21 protein-coding genes and 1 other annotated feature are annotated in these 26,084 nt (G+C 51.8%); of the genes, 16 read left to right on the forward strand and 5 right to left on the reverse strand.

All coding sequences use genetic code 11. The features are described from left to right. The first annotated feature begins 174 nt into the window (after window positions 1–174). The 4 genes from BCV73_RS09875 to BCV73_RS09890 all read left to right on the forward strand — a co-directional run bounded on the left by BCV73_RS09875 (window position 175) and on the right by BCV73_RS09890 (window position 4,896). The gene (locus tag BCV73_RS09875) at window positions 175–2,244 is read left to right on the forward strand and encodes a GxGYxYP domain-containing protein (protein ID WP_089546951.1); all 2,070 of its coding nucleotides are present in this window, start codon (window positions 175–177) and stop codon (window positions 2,242–2,244) included. A 172-nt stretch (window positions 2,245–2,416) separates the two neighbouring features. Beyond that, window positions 2,417–3,460 (forward strand): alpha/beta fold hydrolase, encoded by a 1,044-nt coding sequence (locus tag BCV73_RS09880; RefSeq protein WP_256992799.1) that lies wholly within the window; start codon window positions 2,417–2,419, stop codon window positions 3,458–3,460. A gap of 66 nt (window positions 3,461–3,526) precedes the next feature. Next, window positions 3,527–4,117, forward strand: a complete 591-nt coding sequence (locus tag BCV73_RS09885; protein WP_089546952.1) for a TetR/AcrR family transcriptional regulator — start codon at window positions 3,527–3,529, stop codon at window positions 4,115–4,117. Between the two features lie 101 nt (window positions 4,118–4,218). After that, complete coding sequence (locus tag BCV73_RS09890; protein WP_089546953.1) at window positions 4,219–4,896, forward strand: M14 family metallopeptidase; 678 nt, start codon at window positions 4,219–4,221, stop codon at window positions 4,894–4,896. A 108-nt stretch (window positions 4,897–5,004) separates the two neighbouring features. Here the strand turns inward: BCV73_RS09890 and BCV73_RS09895 are convergent, their stop codons facing one another. Both BCV73_RS09895 and BCV73_RS09900 read right to left on the reverse strand, forming a co-directional pair. Beyond that, a complete protein-coding gene (locus BCV73_RS09895; RefSeq protein WP_089546954.1) occupies window positions 5,005–6,252 on the reverse strand; it encodes a stalk domain-containing protein in 1,248 nt (415 codons plus the stop codon). 260 nt (window positions 6,253–6,512) lie between these two features. Next, window positions 6,513–7,445 (reverse strand): DMT family transporter, encoded by a 933-nt coding sequence (locus tag BCV73_RS09900; RefSeq protein ID WP_089546955.1) that lies wholly within the window; start codon window positions 7,443–7,445, stop codon window positions 6,513–6,515. 129 nt (window positions 7,446–7,574) lie between these two features. Between BCV73_RS09900 and BCV73_RS09905 the strand changes: the two genes are divergently transcribed. The 6 genes from BCV73_RS09905 (at window position 7,575) to BCV73_RS09930 (ending at window position 14,224) form a co-directional block, all read left to right on the forward strand. Beyond that, entirely contained in the window at window positions 7,575–8,999 is a 1,425-nt protein-coding gene (locus BCV73_RS09905; protein ID WP_089546956.1) for an aminotransferase-like domain-containing protein, read from the forward strand. A 172-nt stretch (window positions 9,000–9,171) separates the two neighbouring features. After that, window positions 9,172–9,951, forward strand: coding sequence for an alpha/beta hydrolase (locus tag BCV73_RS09910; protein WP_089546957.1), 780 nt, complete (start codon window positions 9,172–9,174; stop codon window positions 9,949–9,951). A gap of 212 nt (window positions 9,952–10,163) precedes the next feature. Further along, window positions 10,164–11,879, forward strand: a complete 1,716-nt coding sequence (locus BCV73_RS09915) for an alpha-keto acid decarboxylase family protein (RefSeq protein WP_089546958.1) — start codon at window positions 10,164–10,166, stop codon at window positions 11,877–11,879. 214 nt (window positions 11,880–12,093) lie between these two features. Then, complete coding sequence (locus tag BCV73_RS09920) at window positions 12,094–12,252, forward strand: hypothetical protein (RefSeq protein ID WP_256992800.1); 159 nt, start codon at window positions 12,094–12,096, stop codon at window positions 12,250–12,252. Window positions 12,253–12,394: 142 nt separating this feature from the next. Next, window positions 12,395–12,700: a hypothetical protein gene (locus BCV73_RS35400; RefSeq protein WP_089546959.1), complete on the forward strand. Its 306-nt coding sequence runs from the start codon at window positions 12,395–12,397 to the stop codon at window positions 12,698–12,700. A 153-nt stretch (window positions 12,701–12,853) separates the two neighbouring features. Continuing rightward, complete coding sequence (locus BCV73_RS09930; protein WP_089546960.1) at window positions 12,854–14,224, forward strand: glycosyltransferase family 2 protein; 1,371 nt, start codon at window positions 12,854–12,856, stop codon at window positions 14,222–14,224. 258 nt (window positions 14,225–14,482) lie between these two features. Here BCV73_RS09930 and BCV73_RS09935 read toward each other — a convergent pair whose 3' ends face one another. After that, the gene (locus BCV73_RS09935; RefSeq protein WP_089546961.1) at window positions 14,483–15,385 is read right to left on the reverse strand and encodes a helix-turn-helix transcriptional regulator; all 903 of its coding nucleotides are present in this window, start codon (window positions 15,383–15,385) and stop codon (window positions 14,483–14,485) included. 202 nt (window positions 15,386–15,587) lie between these two features. Here BCV73_RS09935 and BCV73_RS09940 point away from each other — a divergent pair, with 202 nt between their 5' ends. The 6 genes from BCV73_RS09940 to BCV73_RS09965 all read left to right on the forward strand — a co-directional run bounded on the left by BCV73_RS09940 (window position 15,588) and on the right by BCV73_RS09965 (window position 22,602). Then, window positions 15,588–16,670, forward strand: coding sequence for a glycoside hydrolase family 172 protein (locus tag BCV73_RS09940; RefSeq protein ID WP_089546962.1), 1,083 nt, complete (start codon window positions 15,588–15,590; stop codon window positions 16,668–16,670). 85 nt (window positions 16,671–16,755) lie between these two features. After that, window positions 16,756–17,019: a binding site (T-box leader), on the forward strand. Between the two features lie 71 nt (window positions 17,020–17,090). Further along, window positions 17,091–18,776, forward strand: coding sequence for a glutamine--tRNA ligase/YqeY domain fusion protein (locus BCV73_RS09945; protein WP_089546963.1), 1,686 nt, complete (start codon window positions 17,091–17,093; stop codon window positions 18,774–18,776). A 125-nt stretch (window positions 18,777–18,901) separates the two neighbouring features. After that, the gene (locus tag BCV73_RS09950; RefSeq protein ID WP_179231943.1) at window positions 18,902–19,585 is read left to right on the forward strand and encodes a VOC family protein; all 684 of its coding nucleotides are present in this window, start codon (window positions 18,902–18,904) and stop codon (window positions 19,583–19,585) included. Window positions 19,586–19,682: 97 nt separating this feature from the next. Beyond that, window positions 19,683–20,636, forward strand: coding sequence for a LacI family DNA-binding transcriptional regulator (locus BCV73_RS09955; protein WP_089546965.1), 954 nt, complete (start codon window positions 19,683–19,685; stop codon window positions 20,634–20,636). A 302-nt stretch (window positions 20,637–20,938) separates the two neighbouring features. Further along, entirely contained in the window at window positions 20,939–21,844 is a 906-nt protein-coding gene (gene rpoD, locus BCV73_RS09960; protein WP_240913186.1) for an RNA polymerase sigma factor RpoD, read from the forward strand. A 185-nt stretch (window positions 21,845–22,029) separates the two neighbouring features. Further along, window positions 22,030–22,602: a restriction endonuclease gene (locus tag BCV73_RS09965; protein WP_256992801.1), complete on the forward strand. Its 573-nt coding sequence runs from the start codon at window positions 22,030–22,032 to the stop codon at window positions 22,600–22,602. A gap of 58 nt (window positions 22,603–22,660) precedes the next feature. On the opposite strand, the gene BCV73_RS09970 is transcribed toward BCV73_RS09965, so the two are convergent. Together BCV73_RS09970 and BCV73_RS09975 are read right to left on the reverse strand one after the other, a co-directional pair. After that, a complete protein-coding gene (locus BCV73_RS09970; RefSeq protein WP_089546968.1) occupies window positions 22,661–24,265 on the reverse strand; it encodes a response regulator in 1,605 nt (534 codons plus the stop codon). Between the two features lie 11 nt (window positions 24,266–24,276). Next, window positions 24,277–26,004 carry a sensor histidine kinase gene (locus BCV73_RS09975; RefSeq protein ID WP_089546969.1) on the reverse strand — a complete coding sequence of 576 codons (1,728 nt, stop codon included), beginning with the start codon at window positions 26,002–26,004 and terminating at the stop codon, window positions 24,277–24,279. Window positions 26,005–26,084: the final 80 nt, after the last annotated feature.

The following is a 26,084-nucleotide window of genomic DNA, read 5'->3' on the forward strand; positions in this document are numbered from 1 at the left end:
TGTCGAAAGCCTTGTAAAGCAATATTAGATATATTAAATATAGATTGTATAACAGCAATGGAGAACCTCGATTCCGTTCGGCGTTCAGCATGGCGAGGTTTCGAATACGGGCCGGGAGTAGGGTGTTTCTTTCAATTGCCAACCAAATCAGCGTAAAGTTGAGGTGTATTGTTCATGCTTCGAAAGTTCACCACGGTTTGTCTCGCTGCGGTCTGTGCACTGTCCATCTCCATGGGCGCGTCCGCCGAACCGGCGGCAAACCCCTCATCCTCATCCAGCGGCATCAAATGGCCGGAATCGCAAGCGCTTCCAAGCTTTGCTAAGGTGAAGCATCTGGACGTTGCGGACGTTTATGACGCCCCCGGAGACGTCAAGATCATGCTGGCGACCCTCCAGGGCATCGTCAACCGAAACCAGCCTCGAATTTATTTGCTGGAGAGCCAGGAAGAAGGCAAAATGACTTGGCTGAACGATCTCAAGGTGCCTTATACGGTGCATGACGATCCTTGGGAACTGGTAAGCGATTTTAAAAAAGAAGTGAAGGGAATCATCGTCTATGATCCGAAAGTGCCGGACAGCATTAATGTGGCGACAACGCTTGCCGGGCTGAAGGATGCGGTGGTCGCCAGCCCGGAGCTCAGCGCCAAGCTGACCGCAGCTCCTTACGGCTTGAAAGTGCTCGATGATTTGCAGGGCAAGTTTAAGGATAAATTGGATGCCTACACCTGGCAGTACGAAAATTTGTGGAAGCAGACGACGCACCGGATGCTGATCGGGCTGAGCCCGGATGTGTCGGTGAAGCTGCCTCCGGGACTCCCGCAGTCGTTCAAAGTGGTGGCTGAAGAGAAGACGCAGGAGCGGGATGCGAAGAACCGCAAGATCTATGACCTGGATTTGACGTCTTTCCTGGGTACGGATGCGGTATACCTCCGCTTTGAGGATGCGTTCCAGCAGGACGGATGGGGATCGGCCGTTCATGAAGTGACCGTGAAGGCTGATGGCCAGACGATCGCCCAGTTCGTGCCCGGAACCGACGATGAGAAGCCGTTCCTGTACGACGCTCAAAGCTCGCAGCTTTCCGAGGGAAGCGGTGGACACCGGTTCGCAGACAACGGGCGGTACTTTGTCTACGAATTTAAAGTACCTGCTGGTACGAAGTCGTTGACCGCTTCGGTGGACATGTGGAACCAATTTAAGGTGCTTGCGGGCAACGAAGCTCCGCCTTCATCGGAACAGAAAGAGCCGTACGGCTATCTCCGCGATTATGCGGTCGCCAACAAGGCGATGGTATTCTGGCTGGGCACCAATACGCCTGAGCAAAAGGCATTGTTTGATAAGATCCTTGCCGATGTTCCTGCAGGAACACCATACCTCGGCTGGTTTAGCAACGATACTGAAGGCGAGTTCAACGGGGTAGAGCTGTTATCGAACCACAGCATCTACGTTCTTGCTGCCGACTGGTTCAGTAATCTGACCGTATTTTCCGGTACGGAGAACAAAGGCCAAGGGCCGCTTCCGTCCGACAAGGTCAAGACACCAAAGCTCGAAAATAAAATTTATGTGACGTACACCTTCAGCGAAGGCGACAACTTCCAGTATAACCAGCACCGGATGCGCAATTTGTGGGATGATCCGAACCGCGGCAAAGTGCCGATCAACTGGACGTCCAGTCCGATGCTGTACGACGGGGCACCGGCTATGCTGAACTACTACAGAAGCACGGCAACGGCGAATGACCAGCTGATCGCCGGACCTTCCGGCGGCGGGTACTTCTACCCGAACGCTTGGCCGGAGAATACGCTGCCTGCATTCCTAAAGAAGACGTCCTCCTACCTGAAAAAGACCGGAATGACCGTACCCTACGTACTGAACCGCGTTGCGAACCAAAACGTTCCGCTCAGCGACTCGGTCGTCAAAGCTTATGAGGACAATTATCGTCCAAACGGACTGCTCCTGAGCTGGGAAGATCATTTCGGCGTGGAGATCCTGAATGGAAACCTGCCGGTATCGACGATCCAGGGCATTAGTACCGTACAGGACGGACAAAAGATTCTGGCGGACGCCAAAGCAAAGTGGGATGGCAAATCTCCGTTGTTCGTATCCCTCGGGCTGCTGGCCTGGAATATGACGCCGACCGATGTGGTGAAGCTGACGGATTCGCTCGGACCGGAATACCAGCCGGTGCTGGCGGATCAATACTTCTCCCTCATTCGGGAGGCGAATCATCTGCCGAAAAAGCCGTAAACCAATGACAATAATAAAAGCGGTCGACGCGAAATGGCGTTGGCCGCTTTTGGCATTTCATCAAGGATAATATTTCATATACCTATTGACAATGGATCCGGGAATCCATTATCTTTATGATTAAAGATGAGTGAGTTACTCACTCATTATAAAACGAAAGCGGGGAATTCATATGAGCAATGCTTTGGTTCAAATCGTGATGCGGAAAAGAAATCAACAAAAAAATGCGAGGCTGCTTCGTATAACAGCTTCCGAAGGAATCGCTGAATCCGGCTTTGTGCGTATTGGCGGGATTGAACAATGGGTGACCATCCGGGGAGAAAACCGGCGCAATCCGATACTGCTGTTTATTCATGGAGGGCCGGGATCGGTGTACTCCATCTTCAGTCCACTGCTGCGTTCCTGGGAAAAGGATTTTACGATCGTGCAGTGGGATCAGCGGGGTGCGGGGAAGACCTTCCGGCGCAATGGCAAACAAGGCAGCGGATTGTTGACCTTCGACCGATTGGTGGAGGACGGGATCGAGTTATCCGAATATCTATGCGGCAAGCTCCAGCAGACAAAGCTAATTCTGGTTGGCAGTTCGGTCGGCAGCCTTACCGGCATCATGATGGCTGCGCACCGTCCGGATTTATACCACGCTTATGTAGGGACGGATCAGAACGCTCCCGATCCCGAACACGTCGGGCATCGATTGCTGCTGGAGGCATTCCGAACTACGGGCAGCAAGAAGGGAGCCGAACTGCTCGAGCGTATGGGGACCGATCCTTCTACCTGGAACAGCAGGGATGTCGATACACGCAACCGGCTTATGGTGAAGGCAATACGTGGTGTGCCTAACATGATCACGGATTTGATCATGCCTTCGATGCTGTCATCTCCGGAACACACGATGAGGGACATGTCGGATATGTTTAAAGGTATGAAATTTTCCGCTGAAGCTCTTCATGAAGACATGGTCCATTTTGATTTTGACAAGATCGGATATCGCTTCGAGCTGCCTGTGTTTATTGTTCAAGGGGATTCGGACTTTATTACGCCGACGGCAACGGCCAAAGCGTATTGCGGCCGCATTGATGCCCCTTACAAAGAATTCGTGCTCATCCATCAGGCCGGCCATTTGGCGTGCTTTTCCCGGCCGCAACAGTTTTTCGCATTTCTGCAGAATAAAGTCCTCCCCTTGGCGGTGGCTGGGGAAATGAAGCAAGCACGGTGATCCAAAAGGAACGTCATGGTACAATAGGGATACATTATTTTTTGAGAGATTGGAGTTCGGAGTCTATTGTCGCCATTAAATAAGGAACAGCTGGCCCATATCCGGGATGAGAGGAAAAGTCAAATCAAGCAGGCCGCGACAAAGCTTTTTGCCCGCAGCGGCTTTACAGGAACAAAGACCAGCATGATCGCGGCGGAAGCCGGCGTCAGCGAGGGGCTGATTTATCGTTATTTCACGTCCAAGGATGAGCTGTTTACCAGCATCGTCCAGGAGCTGATGGAGGAAGGGCGGAGAGAGACGGGGAATGTGCCGAGCCTGCCGGGCACGCCATATGAGCAGATTCAAGCGCTGACGGAAAATATGCTCAGCGAGAACAAATTTGCTTTTATGCTCATTCTCCGTGCCGTCCGCAGCCTTGACGCCATTCCCAAGGACGCCGCAGACATTCTGAAGGAGCACTCGGCGGATGCCATGATCGAGCCGCTGATTCCTTTGTTCGTGCAGGGGCAGGAAGCCGGGGAGTTTGCCGAAGGCGATCCTCGCGAGCTGCTTCACTGGTATTTTTACATCGTGAACGCCTTGATCGTCGAAGAAGCGGATGAGAAGCCGTATGGAACACCGTCGGCGGAAATGCTGATGAAGATGCTGAAAAGGTGATCGTAATGGAATGGAGCTAAATTCATAACTTCCGGACAACTCCTGCCTGTACACCTCCTATCAATCTAGCATAGGATACCGTATCGGAGGTGGTGAAGGCTATGTTGTACGAAAGTCGCAAACTCGCCCAAGGAACCTCGTTTGAAACAACGATGCACATTTTTGACGGTGATACTCCTGGTACTGTTTTCATGATCGTGGCAGGCATTCACGGCAGGGAAGTGGGGAGCATTCGCGCTGCGCAGAAGCTGGTTAGACAGCTGAAAAACGGCGATTGGACGATTGAACGGGGCACGCTGATCGTAGTCCCTATTGCCAACCGGCCTGCCTTCAAAAAACGAATCCGGGGCAAGCCGGATTTGAACCGGACGTTCCCGCGAGGTCCGTCAGGCCGCACTACGCATGAAATGTCGCGTGCTTTGTATAAAATCATGCGAAAGTATAAACCTGCCTGGTACCTGGATCTTCACGAAGCCAACGGCCTGTCGTCCGCGAGCGCAGACGTGCTGGGACAGACGTTGATTACGGATTCAGGTAGCCCGGCTGTACCCGCTGTCCGGAGGGTGATCAAGCATATGAACGGGAGGGTGGTCCGCCGTTCTCATCGTTTTCATATCCGGATGCACAAGCTGAAAGGCTCTTCCCGGACAGCCGCGGCTGATCGGCTAAAGGCCAAAGCGGTAACCGTTGAAACGTGCTGGAGCCTCGACATGAACATACGGATCAACTACCAAACCGAGGTGGTACGATCATTTCTACGGGAGGCGGGCTTAATTTAAGAGATGATTCAACGCAAAATATCGTTAGACGGCAAACGGCCGGCCAGGATAAACCCTGATCGGCCGTTTTTGATTGTGTGATTTTATGCAAAAACAGCTGCATAGAGCTTATTCCGCATCAACGAAGAAATTCCGGCTGCCGATTTGAACATCCTGAACATTTGGTTTTCCATCTTTGCCGGAGTGGATAAAAAAGACGTAACGTTCAACTGTACCGCCAGAAAACTTGAGGGTAATCGTATTGCCCGAAATGCTGTACGTTCCCGTTCCGCTAGACCCCGCGGAGGTATTGGTTGTTCCGGAACCAGCCTCCTGTGTTCCAAGCGTGAAGTTGTCGGCTTTGAACGTACCGTCGGTTTGGAAGGTCAATCGTTCCTCCCATGCCGAGGAGGCCGAATTTACTCCAGCCATTCCCGAATAACCCCTATACACGTAACTGCCGCTTAGTTTATGGTTGGACGCAACCGGCGTTACTTTCTCGAGAAGCACATCGTCAATGTACAGGTTTCCTAAGGACGATACCCGAATCGTGTGGGTTGTTCCGTTACCCAAAACCAGCTTACCATTGGTAATGGAATAATCACTGCATGAAAGCTTCGAGCAATCGATGGTTTCCGGGCCGCCGGTGGCCGGCTCGCCGATGACAACCTTTTTGCCTGAAAGGAAGGTGTAATAATCCCAGCAAGCTCCTCCGCACTCATAACCGCCTGGGTCCAAGCGCATGCCAACATACATTCCTTGAAGCTTATCAAGCTGTACCGGTACGGCCGGTGCTGATTCATCGCCGTCGTTTTCCGTTGGTTCCGTGCCAGCCGGCGGTTTTGCTGTCGTATCTCCTGCGTGCGCAAGAATCTCCGCCGCCTGTTCTTTGGTCAGTCCAAGCTGTTTCAGCATTTGTTCCGAAAATATTGTGATTTCGCGATTTTTGGCATCCCATACGACAAATCCGCCAGTCGCCTCGCCGACAAATCTTAGAGGTACAAGCGTGTTTCCACGGACGCTCCGCGCGGGTTTATCCAGGGATACTTTTTTTCCGTTCACAGTAGCTTCCTTGCTGTTCAGCTGCAGGGTAAAAGACAGCGAATCTTTCTGGCCTGTGATGGTTTGATTACGCGGGTCCCAGTTCAGGGAAATTCCCATCGACTCGAACAGCGGGCGCATTTGCACCAGGGTAGTTCCCCCATCCACCACTGGGTCCACTGATAAGTTGACCCACTTTGTATCCACGGCGACTTTGATTGGTGAGGCGGCTTCAGCATGAGCCGATGTGCCACTCCAAATCCCCGTCAAGAGCAAGGAAATGAACGCTATGATGAGCGTAGCTGCTCCGGTTTTCGATTTTACGGTTTGAATCATCTTTCCTCTCCTTTTCCCAAATAAGTTACAGATACGACATTTCGGCGACGACAACCATGTGTATGTGTAAAATGGCCGATTATTCCCGGACGCTTCCGATTATAGTTCGATTTGGATGTGCAAGTGAGGTCCATAGTTCCTTTTTTTTACATATACGTTATAGGTCGAAAAGAAGAAAAAAATTTGCATATCTGCACACGGTTTGCCACGGTTGCTGAAGTTACCAGATGTTGATTTCTACTGGGGATAAAAAAATGCTGCTAATCGCGGACAGTCGTTACGTCTGTCGTCAGTTGTACCGGCCTGCGGATCACCCGCAGAATGCTGTCCAGATTGCTGATCAGCGTTCCGGCAATAATCGTAATCATGCCGACGACTGAGAGCCAGGTGATGCGTTCATGATACAGCACGGCCCCTGCCGCCATGGCGATCATGGGCGAGATGTACAGCCAAGTCGACGGAAAAACGGGATTCGTCTTGGCAACCAGCCAATAATAGAGACTGTGGGCGACCATGGATCCCATAACGATCAGATAAACGAGTGAACCGAGTGCGGCACCGGCGGGCAGCCCTGCGGCATGTATGGGCTCAGTCAGCAGAGATAGCACAAGCAGAAGGAATCCGCCATGCATCATCTGCGCCGCATTCAGCGCAATGGGCGACGCTTCGGGGAAGCGTTGGATCACCTTTCGTGAATACAGCGTTCCTGCGGCGTAGCAGATTTCCCCGGCAAGGATGACCAGTCCGCCGATGATCCAGGCGCCTCCGGAGGAGGGAGAGATGTCCGAGAGCAGCAGCAGCAGGACGCCCGCGAAACCTAGAAGGCAGCCGGCGACGGTCCTCGTCGTGCTCTTTGCTTTGAAGACCAGCATTTGGATGAGTAGAATGATCAGCGGACCTGTAGCCGAGAAGACGGCGGCGGATCCGGAAGAAACGTGCTGCTCGGCCCAATAGAGCGGCGCAAAAGTGCCGAAGGTCAGCAGGATGCCGCTCAGCAGCATTTCTTTGCGCAGCAGAAGACGGGAACGGGACTTTTTGCGCCAAACCATCCACAAAAACAGCGCCAAGCCGGCCGCAAAAAAGCGCAGTCCCGCCGAGAAAAAGGGCGGAGCGGACGCGTCCACCCCGATTTTAATGGCCAGAAACGTGGTGCCAAAAATAAGACACATTAGCAAGTAGTTGACAAGTATCATGCTAAATCCTCCTTTGGTTGTCTTCCCATCATACAAGGAGGCTTACAGAACAGATGCATGATCACAGAACAGATGGACGCGGGTTTATAGTACAATGAGTCTACAACCCATTTGATGTCCGGAGGGAAAATGAAATTGCAGACGACACAGAAGGATCATCCGCTGCTGTACCGGCAGGTCTACGATCATATTGTCGCCAGGATTCAGCGGGGAGAACTTGCAGCCCATGACAAGCTTCCTTCGATCCGGATGCTGGCCGGGGAGCTGCAGGTTCATCGGCTCACCGTTTTTCGCGCCTACCAGCTGCTGAAGGAAGAGGGGAAGGCTTACGTAAAGGAAAAATCGGGGTATTATGTTGCTCCGATGCATGAAATCACGGGACTGCCAACCTATGAAAAAAGCTCCGCTGCTGCCCGGACCTATCGGAACGAGATGTCCGACATTCAGCGCGTGCCTTCCGTTTATCAATTTTCGCAGGCGCTGATTGATCCCAATCTGCTGCCCAATTTGTATCTGTCCCAATATGTCAAAGAGGTGTTTGACCGCTATCCGAAAATGATCGGCACTTATTCCGATTTGCAGGGGGATGCCGAGCTGAGGGATTTTCTGGGCGATTACATGACAGGAAGGCTCAAGGTGAGTATATCGGCGGACGAGTTGATCATTACATCCGGTGCGCAGCAGGCTATTGATCTGTTAGCCCGGCTCTATATTCGTCCGCTGGACGCCGTGATGGTGGAGCGTCCGACTTACAGCGCGGCACTGGATATTTTTCGCGCTCAGGGGGCGCGTTTTCTCCCCGTCGACATTTCGCCTGGCGGATACGACCTTGACCAGGTCGAGGAGATGATGAAGCGGCACAAGCCCCGCTTTTTCTATATGAATCCGACCTTTCATAACCCAACGGGCTACTCGGTCCCTGCCGGTCAGCGGAAAGAGCTGGTCGCCTTGGCCGAGAAATATCGGTGCCTGCTCGTTGAGGACGACACGTTTCGGGACATTTATTTCGGAGAGCCTCCGTCGTTACCACTGTTTACCTATGACACGGAGGGATGGGTTATCTATTTGAGCAGCTTCAGCAAATACGTAGCTCCAGGTCTTCGGATCTGTGCTGTGGTGGGCCGAAGCTCGGTCATCCAGCCGCTGTTAACCTTGAAGTCGCTTGCGGATAACGGCTCGCCGCTCGTCAATCAGAAGCTGTTTCTGCACTATTTCGGATCAGAGCGGATGCAGAATCACCTGGAAAAGCTGCGGATTGCCCTTCAGATCCGGCGGGATCTGATGATCGAGTCACTCCGGGACACCGGCTGGCAGTGGACTGTGCCTGAAGGCGGTCTCAACCTGTGGGTGAAGCTCCCGGATCAACTTTCTGTGGACATGTTATGGCAGCGCGCCACCGCGGAGGCGGTTTCGTTCGTTCCAGGCGCGGTGTTTGACCCGAAGCGCGAAATGCGGTCCTGGTTCAGGCTCAGCTACAGCTTTGTCAATGAAGAGCAGATTCGAACCGGTATGCGGCTTCTGACAAACTTGGCGGGCAGCATGGACAATAGATAGCCTCGATCACACCTTCGTTACACCCAAAAATCATCATGAACTTTTTGCCATGACGCGTTACAATAATGATGGAGGCCGAACAACCGGTACCCGCTTGCAGCAGGCAATGGAGCAGGCGGGAAGAAACGGCAGCCGATCCAATGGATCGATTATAGAGAGGTGGACTTATATCATGGCTTTGATTCAATGTCACTTTTTTTCGGACGTGCTGCAGCTCAGTACTTCCATGACGGTCATTCTTCCGCAGCAGACCCGCCATCAGATCGGGATGCAGAATAACACATTTGCGGACAAGCATCCGACGCTGTATCTGCTCCACGGTTTGTCGGATGACGATTCCATCTGGCTGCGCAGAACGTCGATCGAGCGTTATGTCGCATCGACGGGACTGGCGGTCGTTATGCCTCAGGTCCACCGCAGCTTCTACACGGACATGGCTTACGGGAACAAGTACTGGACGTTCATCAGCGAGGAGCTGCCAAGCATTGCCCGCTCTTTCTTCCCGCTATCGGCGGAAAGGGAGGACAATTTCGTTGCAGGGCTGTCCATGGGAGGTTACGGGGCGTTCAAATGGGCGCTAAGCAAACCGGAGAGCTTTGCGGCCGCCGCTTCATTGTCAGGTGCGATGAATGGTCTCAAAGTTCCGGAAAATATGGACCTTTTCACGGACTACAAGCTGATCTATGGCGACAAGCCGGAAAAAAACCGCGAGGAAGACTTGTTCTGGCTGATGGAGCAGTGCACGAAGTCGGAAGGACCGAAACCGATGCTGTATCAATGCTGCGGCACCGAGGACTTTTTGTACGAGGACAACGTTATGTTCCGTGAAGCATGCAAGGAGTCGGGTCTGGACTATACATACGAAGAGGGCCCGGGAAGCCATGAATGGGGCTATTGGGACGCCAAAATTCAAGACGTGCTCGCCTGGCTCCCGCTGAAGAACAACGCATAACCTGAGGATTCGCAACCTTGTAATGCAGACCGAGGCATACGACATATGCCGAGGTCTTTTTTTGTAGATGAAAAAGCATCAGCATCAACGACAGAGCTTCCTTATGTTCCATTCTGTAAAGCGATTTGAATCCTCGTGTAGAATAACCTGTCCACGGAAAGGGTAATGTTATACAGAAACAGCCCAAGAAATGGATAAGGAGTGAGCGAAGAATGGGTAACATGACGGCGACGGGAAGTACCAATCAGAAATCTGGCACCACAGGGAAAAGTCTCGGCCAGTATTTGTTTGACTGCTTAAAGCTTGAGGGAATCACCGAAATTTTCGGCGTGCCCGGAGACTATAATTTTACCCTGCTCGATACGCTGGAGAAGTATAACGGAATTGAATTTATCAATGGAAGAAATGAATTGAACTCGGGATACGCGGCGGACGCTTACGCCAGGATCAAAGGTATTTCGGCGCTGATTACGACGTTCGGCGTCGGTGAACTCAGCGCCTGCAACGCGATCGCCGGGGCGAACAGCGAGCATATTCCGCTGATTCATATCGTCGGATCCCCTCCGGACAAGGATCAGAAGGAGCATAAGCTGATGCACCACACCTTGATGGACGGCAATTTTGACGTCTTTCGCAAGGTGTATGAGCCAATTACGGCCTATTCGGCCGTCGTCACGCCGGAGAATGCCGAGATCGAAATTCCGACGGCTATCCGGATCGCCAGGGAGAAGAAAAAGCCGGTCTATCTGGTGATCGCCGACGACTTGGTCTCGAAGCCGGTCATGACAAGGGGAGAACCGACACCGCCAAAACCGTCGTCCAACCTGACGACTCTTCAAGCAGCGGCGGATCAGGTGCGCCAGCTGCTTGAGCGGGCCCGCAAGCCGGTTCTGCTGGTTGACGTGAATGCGATGCGTTTTGGACTTCAAACGGCGGTGCGCCAGTTGGCAGATGCCATGAATATTCCGGTGGCGACGATGATGTTTGGTAAAGGTGCTTTCGATGAGTCGCACCCCAACTATATCGGGGTGTACGGCGGCTCGTTTGGTTCGTCTGAAGTACAAACGGCGGTGGAACAAGCCGACTGCGTCATCGCGGTCGGGATGGTGTGGGCGGACAGCAATACGGGCACGTACACCGCCAAATTGAATCCGCTCGTTACCGTCGATATTCAGCCCAAGATGATCAAGGTGGGAGGGGCTGAATTCCCGAATGTGCTGGCTGCCGACATGCTGCTTGAGCTGCAAAAGATCGGTTATAAAGGCAGCGGCGCCGCCGGCAAGGGGGCGTTTCCGTATGATCAAGTTACGGGTGAACCCGAAGCACCGCTGCTCGCCTCGACTTATTATCCAAGGATTCAGCGCATGCTGAAGGAAGGCGACATCGTCGTCGCCGAGACGGGAACGTTCTATAACGGCATGGCTTATGTTCGGCTGCCCCGGAACGTCACGTATATTACGCAGGGAGGGTGGCAGTCGATCGGCTATGCCACGCCGTCAGCCTATGGTGCCTGCATTGCCGCTCCGGACCGCAGGGTGCTGCTGTTTACGGGGGACGGCTCGCTGCAGCTGACTGCGCAGGAGATCAGCTCGATGCTGTATTACGGCTGCAAGCCGATCATTTTCGTTCTGAATAATGACGGATACACCATCGAAAAATACTTGAACGTGAAGACGGAGAATCAGCGCTACAACCAGATTCCGCGCTGGTCGTACACGAAGCTGGCCGAAGCCTTCGGCGGAGAGGCGTTTACGGCGACGGTGCGGACAAACGGGGAGCTTGAGCAGGCGTTCGCTCAGGCGGATCAGGAGCGGGCCGGAAAGCTCTGCATCATTGAAATGATCGCCGCCGACCCGATGGATGCGCCGGAATATATGAAGCGGATGCGCAATTACATGGAGGAGCAGGCGAAAAAAGGGCAGAAATAAAGCATGGAATCCGTGCTGCCGGAAGGTTCTTGATGAACTTTCCAGCAGCACTTTTTTTGTGTATGTATCGATTCCGGTAAGATGAGGTAAAATCGCTGATTTTGACCGGTTTATGGGCATGTTCAGAATTTGTACAGTTGAATCTAGTAAGTTAGCTCTATACACATAGATAAATGGAGTGGTTATTAGGATGTTCGAACGTTATTTTACAGAAATGCGTAAGCTTAGTCATGAGGATGAATTACGTTACCGTTATTTGATCAGAGGGGTTAAACTGCTGCTGGAGCAGCGGAAGTCGGAGAGCTCTAAAGGATTTCACCGATGGAGAAGATGCCGGCAGTCCGAATCGATCCAGCCCGGGACCTGGGATTAAAGTTTGAATGTCGAAAAATTGACATCTTTTTGTCATTTGTTGAATAGGCGTTACACGTTATTCTTTTGGTAGGACTTAAGAGTGTGTCAAAGGAGATATCTATGAAAGTGATGAAAGACTTCTCGCCCAGAAAACCGGCCGGATGGCTGGTGCTCGCGGTTCTGGCAAAGAACAGGGTGGACATGTGCTGGATGGACTAAGGAAGTATCTACAAGGAAATCCATATTGGCAGACGATTTCATTCACAAACAACGGTGGGCGGTTCGAAGTTTGTAGAAATGCTAAACCGGCAATTAGCGCTGATCAAGATGGTTGCGTCAAGATTGGACAGCAGGCAGTTATACCCACAGTTGGTTTTTACATATTAGGAAGGGGGGAGACCCTTCAGCAAAAAAAGAAATACATCCGGAAATTTATCAACCACGGTGGGATCGTGAAGGCTAAATAGCGGATAACCGGAGTTTGAATGAATCGGGATTTGATCGCTGCGAAAAGCTTCGGCACCCGGTTATCATTTTGTTACCTTGGACTAGCTGGTCGCCATAGGCGGCGCTAGGCCTTACTTTTCTGACAATGTGAAAGAATAGAAACGGAGAGTAAAATGAGCAAGATCATTGAACATAACAATCCAAAAATTGCCAATACCAATATACCACCTACACCAAAAAAATATAAACGATACGTATCAGTAAAAGCTAAATTTTATTTAAGCCATGGATTAGCTGCTCTTTGGGTAATACTATCAATATTCGTCTCCATTCCGTGGATCCGCGATCTCGGTGTACTTATTACAATACCAGCTGCCATTTTGATTATTGTCGGTATTTCATATATCCCGGGATATATGAACGCCTTTATGGTTTCAAGCCTCTTATTAGATAAACAGCCGAAAGCGAAAAATTCTGATCCATCAGAACATTTATCAATATTAGTAGCTTGTTACAATGAAGAAGCAGGTATAAAAAACACGCTACGGTACATTGCAAATCAGGACTATAGTGGTGAAATCAATGTCATTGTAATCGATAATAACTCTACAGATCAAACCGCTGAAGTGGCTAAGGCTGCTGGAAAAGAGTTCGGAATAAATCTTACGGTTATTCACGAAAGTAAACCTGGGAAAAATTTTGCGTTAAATAGCGCTCTTGCTCATGTTGAAACGGAATTAATGCTTACACTGGATGCAGATACGCTTCTTCACAAATCAGCACTTAGAAATATAGTAGCACGGTTTTTATCTTCACCTACCGATGTATGCGCGGTTGCTGGTGCTGTTTTGGTTCGGAACAGTCGGGGGAAATTCTTGGCAAAAATTCAAGAGTGGGACTACTTTTTAGGAATTGCCAGTATCAAAAGATTACAGGGGCTGTTTCAAGGAACACTAGTAGCACAAGGAGCATTCTCGTTGTACAGAACAGAGTCGGTTAAGCAAGTCGGAGGATGGCCAGATGCGATCGGGGAAGATATAGTGCTAACTTGGAGATTCCTTTCAAACAATTGGAGAGTTTACTTTGAACCTACGGCGGTTGCATTCACAGAAGTGCCAGAAAATTTCAAACATTTCGTTAGGCAAAGAAGTCGCTGGGCTAGAGGTATGATTGAAGCTTTGAAGCTTGTGAAGCCTTGGAGCCAACCCTCTCCGTATACAAGATATTTAACTTTTTGCAATTTTGTAATGCCATATTTAGATGCTGTATATACATTAGTTTGGTTACCCGGCCTAATACTAGCCTTTTTTGGTTACTATTATATTGTCGGTGTTATGACGGTTCTGGTTCTTCCACTAACCTTTGCGGTTAATTTGATTTTATATTTGTATCAGAAACGTGTGTTTAAAGCATTAGATTTGAAAATCCGGAAAAACTACTTAGGTTTTATTGCTTATGTATTGTTATATCAAATGATTATGAGTCCAGTTTCGGTATGGGGTTATATTCAGGAAATGTTTAAGCTTAGACGTGTATGGAAGTAATTAGCCTTTTTAGGACGAAAACATGCTGGACAGTTCAAGGACATCGAGCACAATGCTGAAGCAGCGGGTAACGTAAGTAACCGAGACCGGACGCTGTCCGTTCAGTGGAAGCTGGCTCAAGACGCCGCCGAATTCAAGGATAAAGTGTGGCCGTATGGAGGCTGGGGGAACTCGGAAGCGGAGCTTTGGACAAGCTGGTTCAAGCTGCCACAACGGCAAAGTAAATCAAAGGCTGCTGCGCGTTTATGTGTCAGCGGCTTAATGATGGATTTCCGGAGCACCCATGGAGGCATGGGTGCTCATGTATTTTTTCGGGGAGATGCCGCAGGCGGACTTAAACGCTTTACTGAAAGCGTAAATGCTGCTGTAGCCAACCTGCTCGGCGATCGCGGACAAGGATAACCGGCTGTACATCATCAGCTCCTTGGCCCGCTCCATCCGGTACCGGATCTGGAATTGGTGCGGGGACACATCATACGTCTGCTTGAATACGCGCGAGAAGTGATACAGGCTCAGGCAGGCCGTTTTGGATAAGTCCTCCAGCCGAATGATGCCATTGTAATGCTCCATGATGTGGGTCACCGCCCGCTCCATCGCGGCCTGATGCAGCGAGAGCCGGCCATGTCCGGCCGCCTTCAGGCCCTTAATGACCAAATACAGAATATCCAGCACGAGTGATTTCTGAAGCAGCGGAAATTCGGCATCCCGGCGCTCGTAGGCGTGGATGAGCCGCATCAGCTCCTGATGAATTTCCGCATTGTTCTGTACCCGGATCAGATGGGGGATTTCGAGCACGGAACCCAGCCAATCCGGCCGGAGCCACGAAAGCTCTTGTTGGCTGCATTCCGCCCGCAGCTTAAAGTTGATCGGCACCTCCTCGTAGTCTTCATAATACAGGGCGTCGAAATGGATATGGGGCATCCAGCAGGGTCCCCTGGAACGGACAAATTCATGCTCAATACCGGGCTTGAACAGCAGCAGGTCGCCTGGATACACAGTCAGTGAATCCCCGCCAATCCGGATATCGAGCTCGCCTTGTTCAACATACAGCAGTTCGTAATCAAAAATGATCCGCGGCGCCAGTTTCATACGGTCAACTTTGTGATGCCACGCCCTTCGCACGTAGGGGGACAAGGCTTGCAGCAGATGTTGCCGGTCCATACGCTTTGACAGCTCCCTCCACTATTGGTCCCGTATCCGGGTTTCCGCTCTTTCAGCGGCTCGGCGGTTCTTTATTCTGACAATAGCAAGAATGGATAACAAATAACAAGTCCCAACATCGATAAAGAGGGGAAACGCCTGTAGAATGACTTGTAACCGCTTTAATGCAAATCCGATTTGACCAATGACAGGAGAGATGAGTATGGAACCTTTTAACGGACTGAATATGAGCCTGGGTAATTTATTCCGGATGTCCTCCGCACAAACGAGATCGATCAGTGCGGAAAATGTGACGGGAGCTAAAGGAAAGGGCGGCATGGCCACCCAGGGAACCGGAGCGAATGCCGGGCGGGATTTGGGTCAGGGATGGAAAATATCTCCATCGGTGGAGATCAAACCGGGTGAGGTGTTTACCGCCGCAGAAATCGACGGTCCCGGAGCCATACAGCATATTTGGCTGACCTGCTTTCCGGACAGCTGGCGTCATATGATTCTGCGCTTTTATTGGGATGATGAGCAGGATCCTTCCATAGAAGTGCCTGTCGGCGACTTCTTCTGCAATGGATGGTGCGAGCGGAGCAATGTCAACTCCCTGCCTGTGGCAGTCAATCCCGCCGGCGGGATGAACAGCTATTGGGTGATGCCGTTTCGCAAGAAAGCCCGGGTTACGGTAGAGAACCGGATGGACAAACCCGTCGTGCTGTATTACCAGTTCACCTATACGCTGACCGAGGTGCCGGAGGATGCGGCCTATTTTCACGCGCAATGGCGCCGGAGCAACCCCTTGCCGTACAAGCAGGACCATGTGCTTCTGGATGGCGTGAAGGGGAGGGGACAGTACGTCGGCACGTACATCGCCTGGCAGGTGAACAACACGGGGTGGTGGGGAGAAGGCGAGATCAAGTTCTATATGGACGGCGACCGCGATTTCCCGACGATTTGCGGCACCGGGACCGAAGACTATTTTGGCGGCGCCTGGAATTTTGAGCATCCACAGGGACAGTACGGTGCGTTTTCCACTGCCTATTTGGGCTTTCACCAGCAAATCAGACCGGACGGCCTATACCGGAGCCAGCAGCGATTCGGGATGTACCGCTGGCATGTGATGGACCCGATCCGGTTTGAACAGGACTTGAAGGTAACGATCCAGGCGCTCGGTTGGCGTTCCGGCGGCCGCTATTTGCCGCTGCAGGACGATATCGCCTCCGTCGCTTTCTGGTATCAATCCGAGCCGCACACCACGCATCCACCGCTGCCGGATAACGATGGCCTGGAGGTTATTTAATCCCCGCCCTTTCCGGTTAAAGCATGCATAATGCGGTTTACATTGGCCGAAAATGATGTTAATATGGTCAAAATCAAAACGGAACGAAAACGCGGTGAAGAGAAGAGTAGATGAACGGGCAGCCTTGCAGAGAGCTCCGGCAGCTGTGAAGGAGCAGGCCGCCCGTCATTGAAGCAAGCCTCCGAGCGGCGCATTGGAAGAGGGGTCCTCATTCCTTCGGATGGTGCGACAGGAGCTCCTGTTACAGAGCTAGGGTATAAGCATGCGTGCATGCCGTACCCGAAGAGGCGGATGTAGCGATAGATCCGCGAACCGGGGTGGCACCGCGAAATACAATCTCGTCCCCAAGACGTCAGCGTCTTGGAGGCGGGATTTTTTTGTTTTCTTTTTGATTGATATAAGAGCAGGAGGGGACAGTTGATGGAAGGAAAGGTAAGGAAAGAAGAAGCCGTGGATTTTCTAACGAAAACCGTGATGGAGGATGTGGAGAACGAAACGTATTCCAGACCGATCGCGACCCGGTTTCCGCCGGAGCCGAACGGCTATTTGCACATCGGAAGCGCCTATGCAATTCACGTGAACGCAGCCATTGCCGAAGCATTTCACGGGAAGATGAATCTGCGCTTTGACGATACGAATCCACTAAAGGAAGACATGAAATACGTGGACGCGATCCGGGAGGATGTCCGGTGGCTTGGTCTGGACCTGCCGGTGTACTTTGGCTCGGATTATTCGGAAGAGATCTTCGAAGCGGCTTTGAAGCTCATCCGTAAAGGAAAGGCCTATGTCTGCGATTTGTCGGCGGAGGAAATGACGGAATACCGCGGAACGCTCACGGAGTCTGGAAGAAACAGTCCTTATCGCGAACGGACGGTGGAGGAGAATCTATCCCTGTTCCGTCAAATGAAGGAAGGCCGGTTCCCGGACGGCGCCAAGGTGCTGCGGGCCAAAATTGACATGTCTTCGCCCAACATCAACTTGAGGGACCCGGCCTTGTACCGCATCATCCACGCCGAGCATTACCGGACAGGGAGTGAGTGGTGCGTGTATCCGATGTATGATTTTGCCCATCCGATCCAGGATGCGATCGAAGGCATTACGCATTCGCTGTGCTCCGCGGAATTCAGGGATCACCGACCCTTGTACGAATGGGTGCTGCGCGAGCTGGAAGTAACGGAACCCCCGAAGCAGCGGGAATTCGGACGTCTGAACGTTTCCGGAATGGTCACGAGCAAAAGGTACATCAGGGAGCTGGTCGAAGGCGGATTCGTTGACGGATGGGATGATCCCCGCCTTCCGACCTTGAAGGGACTGCGGCGAAGAGGCGTTACGCCGGAAGGCCTCCGGAGGTTCATGCAGGAAGTGGGCATGCTGAGGGGGAGCAGCACGATGGATGCCGCGATGCTCGACCACTTCATCCGCCAGGACTTAAAGGATAAGTCTGTCGCTGTGATGGCTGTGCTTGATCCGCTTAAAGTCGTCATCACGAATTATCCGAAGGATCAGGTGGAAATACTGCATCTCCACCACAGCGATGCCGATCCGGCGCTTGGCAGCAGGGATGTCCCCTTTTCCGGAGAATTGTATATCGAGCGGGACGATTTTATGGAACATCCGGTATCGGGCTTTCATCGCCTGTTTCCGGGAAGTGAGGTTCGATTGAAGGGGGCGTACTATTTAAAATGCCATCATGCCGTCAAGGATCCGGAGACCGGTGAAGTGATCGAGCTGCACTGCACGTACGATCCCGAGACGAAAAGCGGAACCGGGTTCAGCGGCAGAAAGGTGAAATCGACGATTCATTGGGTGTCCGCCGCACACGGTGTTCCCGCCGAGATCCGCTTGTACGGCAGCCTGCTGAAAGATGCCGCGTCCGTGGCGGAATCGGACAATGATTGGGCAGAGCTGGTGTCTCCCGATTCCCGAATCATTTACAGGCAAGCGATCATGGAGCCATGGATGAAAAAAGCTTCACCGGATGCCAGATACCAGTTTATCCGCCAAGGCTATTTCTGCCTGGATCACAAAGATCTGACCGGTCCGGTACCGGTATTTAACCGGATCGTTTCGCTGAAAGATTCATGGAAGAGGGAAGCATCGCGTTGACCTACGACGTAAGTAGGCCAGGTCATGTTCCCCGCGGTGAACGGGGTATGGCGCATTTTAGAAATGCTGCGTACGCTGCCGCAGAGAAATTCCTTGAAAACCAGAAGCACATGGAGGTCGTTACGATGAAAATCCAACAACTTACGATAAATACCCGGCATTTTGCGGAGATGAAGCAATTTTACGCCGGGAAGCTCGGTCTCCCAGTGGCCGAAGAACAGTCGGATAACGTCACCATTCAAGCCGGCGGCAGCCAGCTCATTCTTCAGAAGGCAGCAGTGCCCGGCGAAAAATCGATGTACCATATTGCTTTTACGATTCCGACGAATCAGCTCGAGTCTACCAAAAAATGGGCAGCTCAGCGTGGAATTACGCTGTTCCGCGATCAGGACGGGGATCAATTTCATTTCGGGAACTGGAATGCCGACGCCCTGTATTTTTACGATCCGGATGAGAATCTGATTGAATTCATTGCCCACCATTCGTTTGATAACGCCGAAAATGAAGACTTCACAAGCAGCCAGCTGCTGCGGATCAGTGAAATCGGGCTGCCTGTTGATGAAGTGGCCGCTGCCGTGGAACAGATTCAAACGACGCTGGGACTGTCCATGTGGAGCGGTGACGGGCGGCAATTTGCGGCGATGGGCGACGCCGAGGGCTTGTTGATCGTGGTGGACCGTGAACGGCCTTGGTTTCCGGACGGAAGAGCACCGATTGTCAGCGGGACACGGGTTGTCATTCAGGCACAAGGCAACGAGCAGCTTATGCTGCAGGCCGATCAGTACGACATCCAGTCCCGGGATGAATAATCCGCTGCGGCTGGTCCACGATCGTAATGAGGATCGGAGTCAGCGTGATATAATAAAGGAACTATTCGAAATGTAAAAAGTCAGAAGGCAGGGAGTTATGGCCAACATTCACGAAATCGCCAGACGGGCCGGTGTTTCGGTATCCACGGTATCCCGGGTTCTCAACCAGCATCCGTACGTTTCCGCTGAGAAAAGAGATGCCGTGCAGCGAGCCATCGACGAACTGGATTACACGCCAAACCGCAATGCAGTTGATTTGATCCGCGGCCGGACCCGCAGCATCGGCGTGATCATCCCGTACAACAACAACCCGGCTTTCGACCGGATGCTAAGCGGTGTATTGAACAAATCGGTTGAGGAAGATTACACCGTCACTGTGCTTCCAACCCGATATGATCCGGAGAAAGAGCTGGAGTATTTGACCATGCTGAAAACTAAACTGCTCGACGGCATCATCATTACGTCCCGTGCCAACGATTGGTCGTCCATCGTCCCCTTTGCGGGATATGGTCACATCGTAGCGTGCGAATATACGGAACTGGAGGATATCGGCTGCGCCTACATTGACCGGTATGCCGCGACGCTCGAGGTGTTTTCCTTCCTGAAAAGCATGGGGCACGCCGATGTTGCGTTCACGACGGCAAGAGGGGAGACCAGCATCAGCACCCGGCTGACGATGCAGGCTTACCGGGACGTTTTTGGGGAAGTCCCGCCATGCCGGTGCCTGGATGGCTGCACCACATTGAAGGATGGTATGGATGCAGCCCGCCACTTTCTTGAAGGAAAAGTCCGGCCGACCGCCGTGTATGCCAACGGGGACGAGGTGGCAGCCGGAATCCACCAATTTGTTCTCTCTGCCGGGCTGCGTATTCCGGACGATATCGCCATCATCGGACAGGAAAATCAGCCGATTGGCCAAGTCCTTCAGCTTACCACGGTAGACCATCAGCTCTTCCGGGCAGGTGAGGAGGCTCTAAGGCTCGTGACCCGTGGTTCCAGGGAAAAGGTGCAGATCCCGTATCGGATCATATACCGTTCTTCATCCGGATAAGGCCAACAAAAAAGACCCGCAGGAGTACATCAGCGTTACTCCGGCGGGTCTATATTATGTGATTTTTATGTAATTTAATCCAAAAGGCTAAATTCTATGAAACATATTGAAATGTAAGTGCGTATATGATATTATAATGTGTACTCCAAAATTAATCACATTATTACCATTTATCGTATCACAACGATTGGTGATTGTCAATATTTTTTACACCTCAGAAAGCCGTATCAAGCGATACAGAGAGATTATTTTCAGGGGGAGGAACGTACAGGATGATGGAAGAACGTGAACGCGATGAAGTGATGAGAAATCAAGCCGAGTCGAATCAACAGGAGCAAGACCAGCCCTATGCTGACGTCGAGCTGCTGCCGACGGGCATGAAGAACGATGATTCTGTGCGTATGTACTTGAAGGGAATTGGCCGTGTCGGCCTGCTGAGCACGGAAGAAGAAATCAAACTGGCCAAGCGCGTCGCTGAAGGGGACGAGGAAGCCAAGAAAATTATGGTCGAGGCGAACCTGCGGCTGGTTGTCAGCATTGCCCGGAGATATGCGGGCCGCGGCATGCAGCTCTTGGATCTGATCCAGGAAGGCAACATGGGGCTCATCAAAGCCGTAGATAAATTCGATTACACGAAAGGCTTTAAGTTCAGCACCTATGCTACATGGTGGATCAGACAGGCGATTACGCGGGCCATAGCCGATCAGGGAAGAACGATCCGGATTCCGGTCCATATGATCGAAACGATTAACAAGCTGGCACGTATATCGCGGCAGCTGGTGCAGGAGCTTGGACGCGAACCCGAAGTGGAAGAAATCGCTGCTGCGATGGAGCTCAGCGTAGAGAAGGTCCGTGAAATTATGAAAATTTCGCAGGATCCGGTTTCGCTCGAAACCCCGATCGGGGACGAGCATGATTCCAAGCTGGGTGACTTTATTGAGGATCATGATGCCCCGGCACCGGTTGACTCTGCAGCGTTCACCTTCCTGAAGGAACAGCTGGGCGATGTGCTCGACACGCTGACAGAGCGGGAAGAGAACGTGCTCCGTCTGCGCTTTGGCCTCGAAGACGGCCGCACGCGCACACTGGAAGAGGTCGGCAAGGTATTCGGCGTTACCCGTGAGCGCATCCGTCAGATTGAGGCGAAAGCGCTGCGGAAGCTGAGACACCCCAGCCGGAGCAAACGCTTGAAGGATTATATCGAGTAAACGATAGAGTCTAAGCGAATTCATTCGATTTGGAATTCATGAATCATTTCATATGTCATCATATTCATTTGAAAGCTGTCTGCAGGTCTAACTGCAGGCAGCTTTTCTCGTTTGGCCGTGGCTTGAAGGTCTGAAAACGATCGGCACTGGTAACACTGATTTTCATAGAAGGAGGTTGGAAGATTGTGATCATCAGTATATTAATCGTGACCAATGTCTGCTGGCTGCTGCTCTATCTCCGGCAGAAAGGGATGATGATGCATTACCGATCCAGTGCGATCGATACGCTGACCACCCATAACGAGATGAAAGAAACGCTAAAAATCGGCTTATATCATCGATATAAAAAGGAACAAGGTGATAGCAAGGACGAAGGGTCCCTGGAGTTTGAGGCGTTTATCGCCGAAATGATGGAAGCGGTAAGGGGTGGACGGACCTATGTCACCCGAGCATCACGTAATTACGGAATCGATATCGAGGAGCACACCGACCATGGCTTGTACCTGGGGCTTGCCGTTTGTACTGACGATCGGAATCCGGTGGATTACGGCCCCATTGCCGTGGTCCATTCCCAGATGGTGAAGCGCGGTGCCGTCGGCGGATATGTAGCAACGACCGGGGAATTCACGGCGGGCGCGTACCAGTATGCCGATGAACTGAACATCGAGCTGTACAATGGAGACAGGCTGGTGGAGCTGTGGGTGGGAAGCGAAGCAGCCGAGGAAGAAGAACGGACGGAGTTCAGCCCGGCGACTTGACCGCTGCCCTTGATCTGACAGAAGGAAACAGCCGAGTGCATGCTGTTGATAAGACCGCCTACCCCAGGCGGTCTTTTTGCTGCTTGAGCCTAAATTCGTAAGGAGTCAAGCCGCATTCCTGCTTGAACAGCCTGGAAAAGTAAGAATCGTTGGCGTAGCCAACCTTTCCGGCGATCATATGAACAGGCATTTGTGATGTGGCGAGCCAATGCTTTGCCATCTGAATTCGGGTCTCGATAATGTAATTGCCTAACGGCACACCCGTTTCCTTTTTAAACAAACGCGCCAAATAATCCGGATTGAGATAGACGGTTTCGGCAAGGCTGTTCCGCGTCAGATCTTCCCCGATATGCTTGCTGATATACAGCTTGATTTCCTCCACGACCGAGTTGAGCTTTTCCGCAAACGTCCGGTACGCCAGAGCAGTATCGACCAGATAGGCGATATACTGCTCCATATCTTCAATCGATTGGAGCGACTGCTGAAACAACTGATCGTTGGTACTCCCGGAATACAGCTTATGGGCCTGGATTTCCCGCTGCTTCAGAAAAGAGTAAATCATCTGCATCAAATCAAGCCGGAACTGCCGCAGTGCGGACACATTCAGCGCCTGCCGCCCTGTCAATTCATGCAGATACCGGCTTGTCTCCGCACTAAATGCGGATGCGTCACCATCGCTCAGCAGTCTTTCCAGCAGCTCCAGATCGGGCGGGATATAAGCCGCTTCGCCCACCGGCCGTTGATCGAGACGGAAGACTTGATTACGGATGTTGATCGTTTCTTCATTGAAATGAATCAGCTGCCGGATCATAGGATGCACCGCCGCCAAGCTCTCAGTAAGTCCCAGATGACAGTATACATCGCACTTCAGGAACCGGTTGGCTTTGGGGATGAGGGAGGCGCATGTGTCTTCAATCTGATCGGTAGAAGGTTCGGCGCTCCATTGTAAAATGACAATCCAGTGGTTCCCCGTGTATTCCAGCACCGTTTCGACCTTGTACAAGGGACTCCGCAGCAGTTCGTTCAGCACGTTGAGCAGGGCGTAATCAAACAGGTCCTTGTCGTTTTTGCCAAGACTCCCGTCATGAGGAAACACCTTGATGATCAGGGGCGTAAACCGGTCGGACAGCTGATAAGGCAAATGCTGTTCCTCCATAACACGCTGAATGGCCCGGGGTTCCGAAGGAAAGCTTTTGCCCGTGATCAGTTTGCGCCAGAACAGCTCCAGCAGGCGGTTCTGGTTTTTTTTCCACAGCAGCCCCTCGCGCGCAGCCTCCTCAATCGACCGCTCTTCGCTCGCTTTGTTTGCCGCTTTGCGGATAATGAGGGCTAATTTGTCAAACTCGATCGGTTTGAGGAAATAGTCGAAGCTCTGCAGTTCGATCGCTTTCTGGGCGTAGTTGAAGTCCGCGTAATTCGTCAGGAATATCGCCTGCACCCGGTAGCGCTCCTCCCGGATCCAGGCCAGCAGCTCCAGGCCGCTGCCTTGCGGCATTTCAATATCGCATATGAGAATGTCTACGGCGTGCTGCTGCAAAATTGCCTTCGCCTGGGAAACGTTATAAGCAGTGTAAATTTGCTCAATGGACAGTACCTGCCAGTCGATTTTGCTTTCGAGCGCCGTTACGACAAAATAATCGTCATCCACCAGTAACACGTTCATGCGATTCCTCCTTAATCAATGGCTTCCGGCGGCGATACGGGGATGGTCATGGTTACTTCCGCTCCGCCTCCCTGGCGGTTAGAAAAGGAGACGCGTGCTTGACCCTTGTAGAGCAGCTCAAGGCGCTGTATCGTGTTCATCATACCGATCCGGTTGCCGTTCTCCGCGTTCAGCGGCCCACCATGCATGAGCTGTTCTAAAATGTCCGGAGGAAAGCCCGGTCCCGAATCCGAGATCGTGATTTTGGCAAGATCATCCCGCTTTTCCCTGCTGACCGATAACGTAATGTTCGCCTCGGTGACGCGTGATACGGCATATTTTACGGCATTTTCAATGAAGGTCTGCAGCACGAGGGGGGGAATGCGGATATCTCCGGTTTCTGCATCTTGGGAAATATGATAGGCGAATGCGTTCCTGTACCGGTGACGCTGGATGTCGAGATAAATGCGGACATGTTCGATTTCATCCTGCAGCCGCACGAAGTTGTGCCCGTTCTGAAAGATGTAGCGAAAGTATTGGGTCGTCGACATGGCCATTCGCTCGATTTCGCCATACATTTGCATTTGGGCCATGCTGTACATGCTCGTCAGACAGTTGAGAAAAAAGTGCGGGTTGATCTGCAGCTTCATGTAATCCAGCTGGATCCGCTGCTTTTCCAGCTCCTGCTCATACATATCGATCTTGAACCTGCGGATTTGTCCGATCAGATGCTTGAACTGCTGGCTGGCCTGCTCCAGTTCGATAATCTTGCTGTTTTTAAAATCCAATGCGGCGCTCTCCTCGTTCCACCGGGCGAGCGTATCCGAGAAGCTTTGGATCGGCCGCAGCACCCGTTTGTTGAAATAGAGCATGACGATGCAGAGGACGATCGCGATCATCAGCGCCAGTAGAATGATGACCAGCTGGGCGATCATAATTTTTTCGAACGTACCGTATCTGGCGATCATTTGAACGCTGAATGAGGCGTCGGAGAACCGGCTGGTCACGGCGGCCCGGGAGTGGGCGAGGCCGAAGGGAGAAGGCTTGGCGGTATCCAGCGCCTGCGTCTCGTCCACGCGGATCGGTGTGGAAATATTGATCCCCTGTTCATCAACAAGAGAGACGGTGCCGTTCTTCCCCATGTCGATACGCTGCAGCGGACGGATCAGTTCGTCTGCAGAGATCAGGCAGATCAAATAACGGTCATGATAAGGGACGATATTGACAATATAGTATTTATTCCGGACAAGGACCGGCGTCCAGCGGGAATAAAACTTGTCGTATACATCTTTGTCCTCGGAATAGGAAATGATCTGCCGCTTCAGTTCCAAATAATCGGGATACCCGATGCTTATGGGAGCGCAGTTCAGGAAAAAATCTTTGTTTTTCAGATAGATGAAAAATTGATATGCCTGGCCGTAATTTCTCTGCAGCTCGGTAAATCGCTGATGAAGCTGGGTGTTGGACTTTAGAAATTCGGCCGAACCTGAAGCATTCTCATCCATCGTCTCGATGATTTGGTCATTGGCCAGCGACCAGCCCATGTAGTGATTGATGTAGGCGAAATCATGGTTGATCCGGTTGATGTACAGATCTGCTGTGTCCCGCAGACTCCGGCCGGACTGCTGCTTGACGATGGAGATCGAAGCATAGCTGATCAAAAAATCGAGGACCAGCGCCGTAAATAAAATGACAATCAGCATGTTGACATAATGTTTGACCGGATAAGGTTTGCCGGTACGGTGGATGATTAGCCGCATGAAAATTCTGTTCTGACGCCTCCTCTTATGAATGCGCTTTATTTTTCATTATATATAACCCCGGCCTGTAACAAAATGCG

It is taken from the genome of Paenibacillus sp. SSG-1 (assembly GCF_002224835.1).
Taxonomy (GTDB): domain Bacteria; phylum Bacillota; class Bacilli; order Paenibacillales; family Paenibacillaceae; genus Paenibacillus_AQ; species Paenibacillus_AQ favisporus.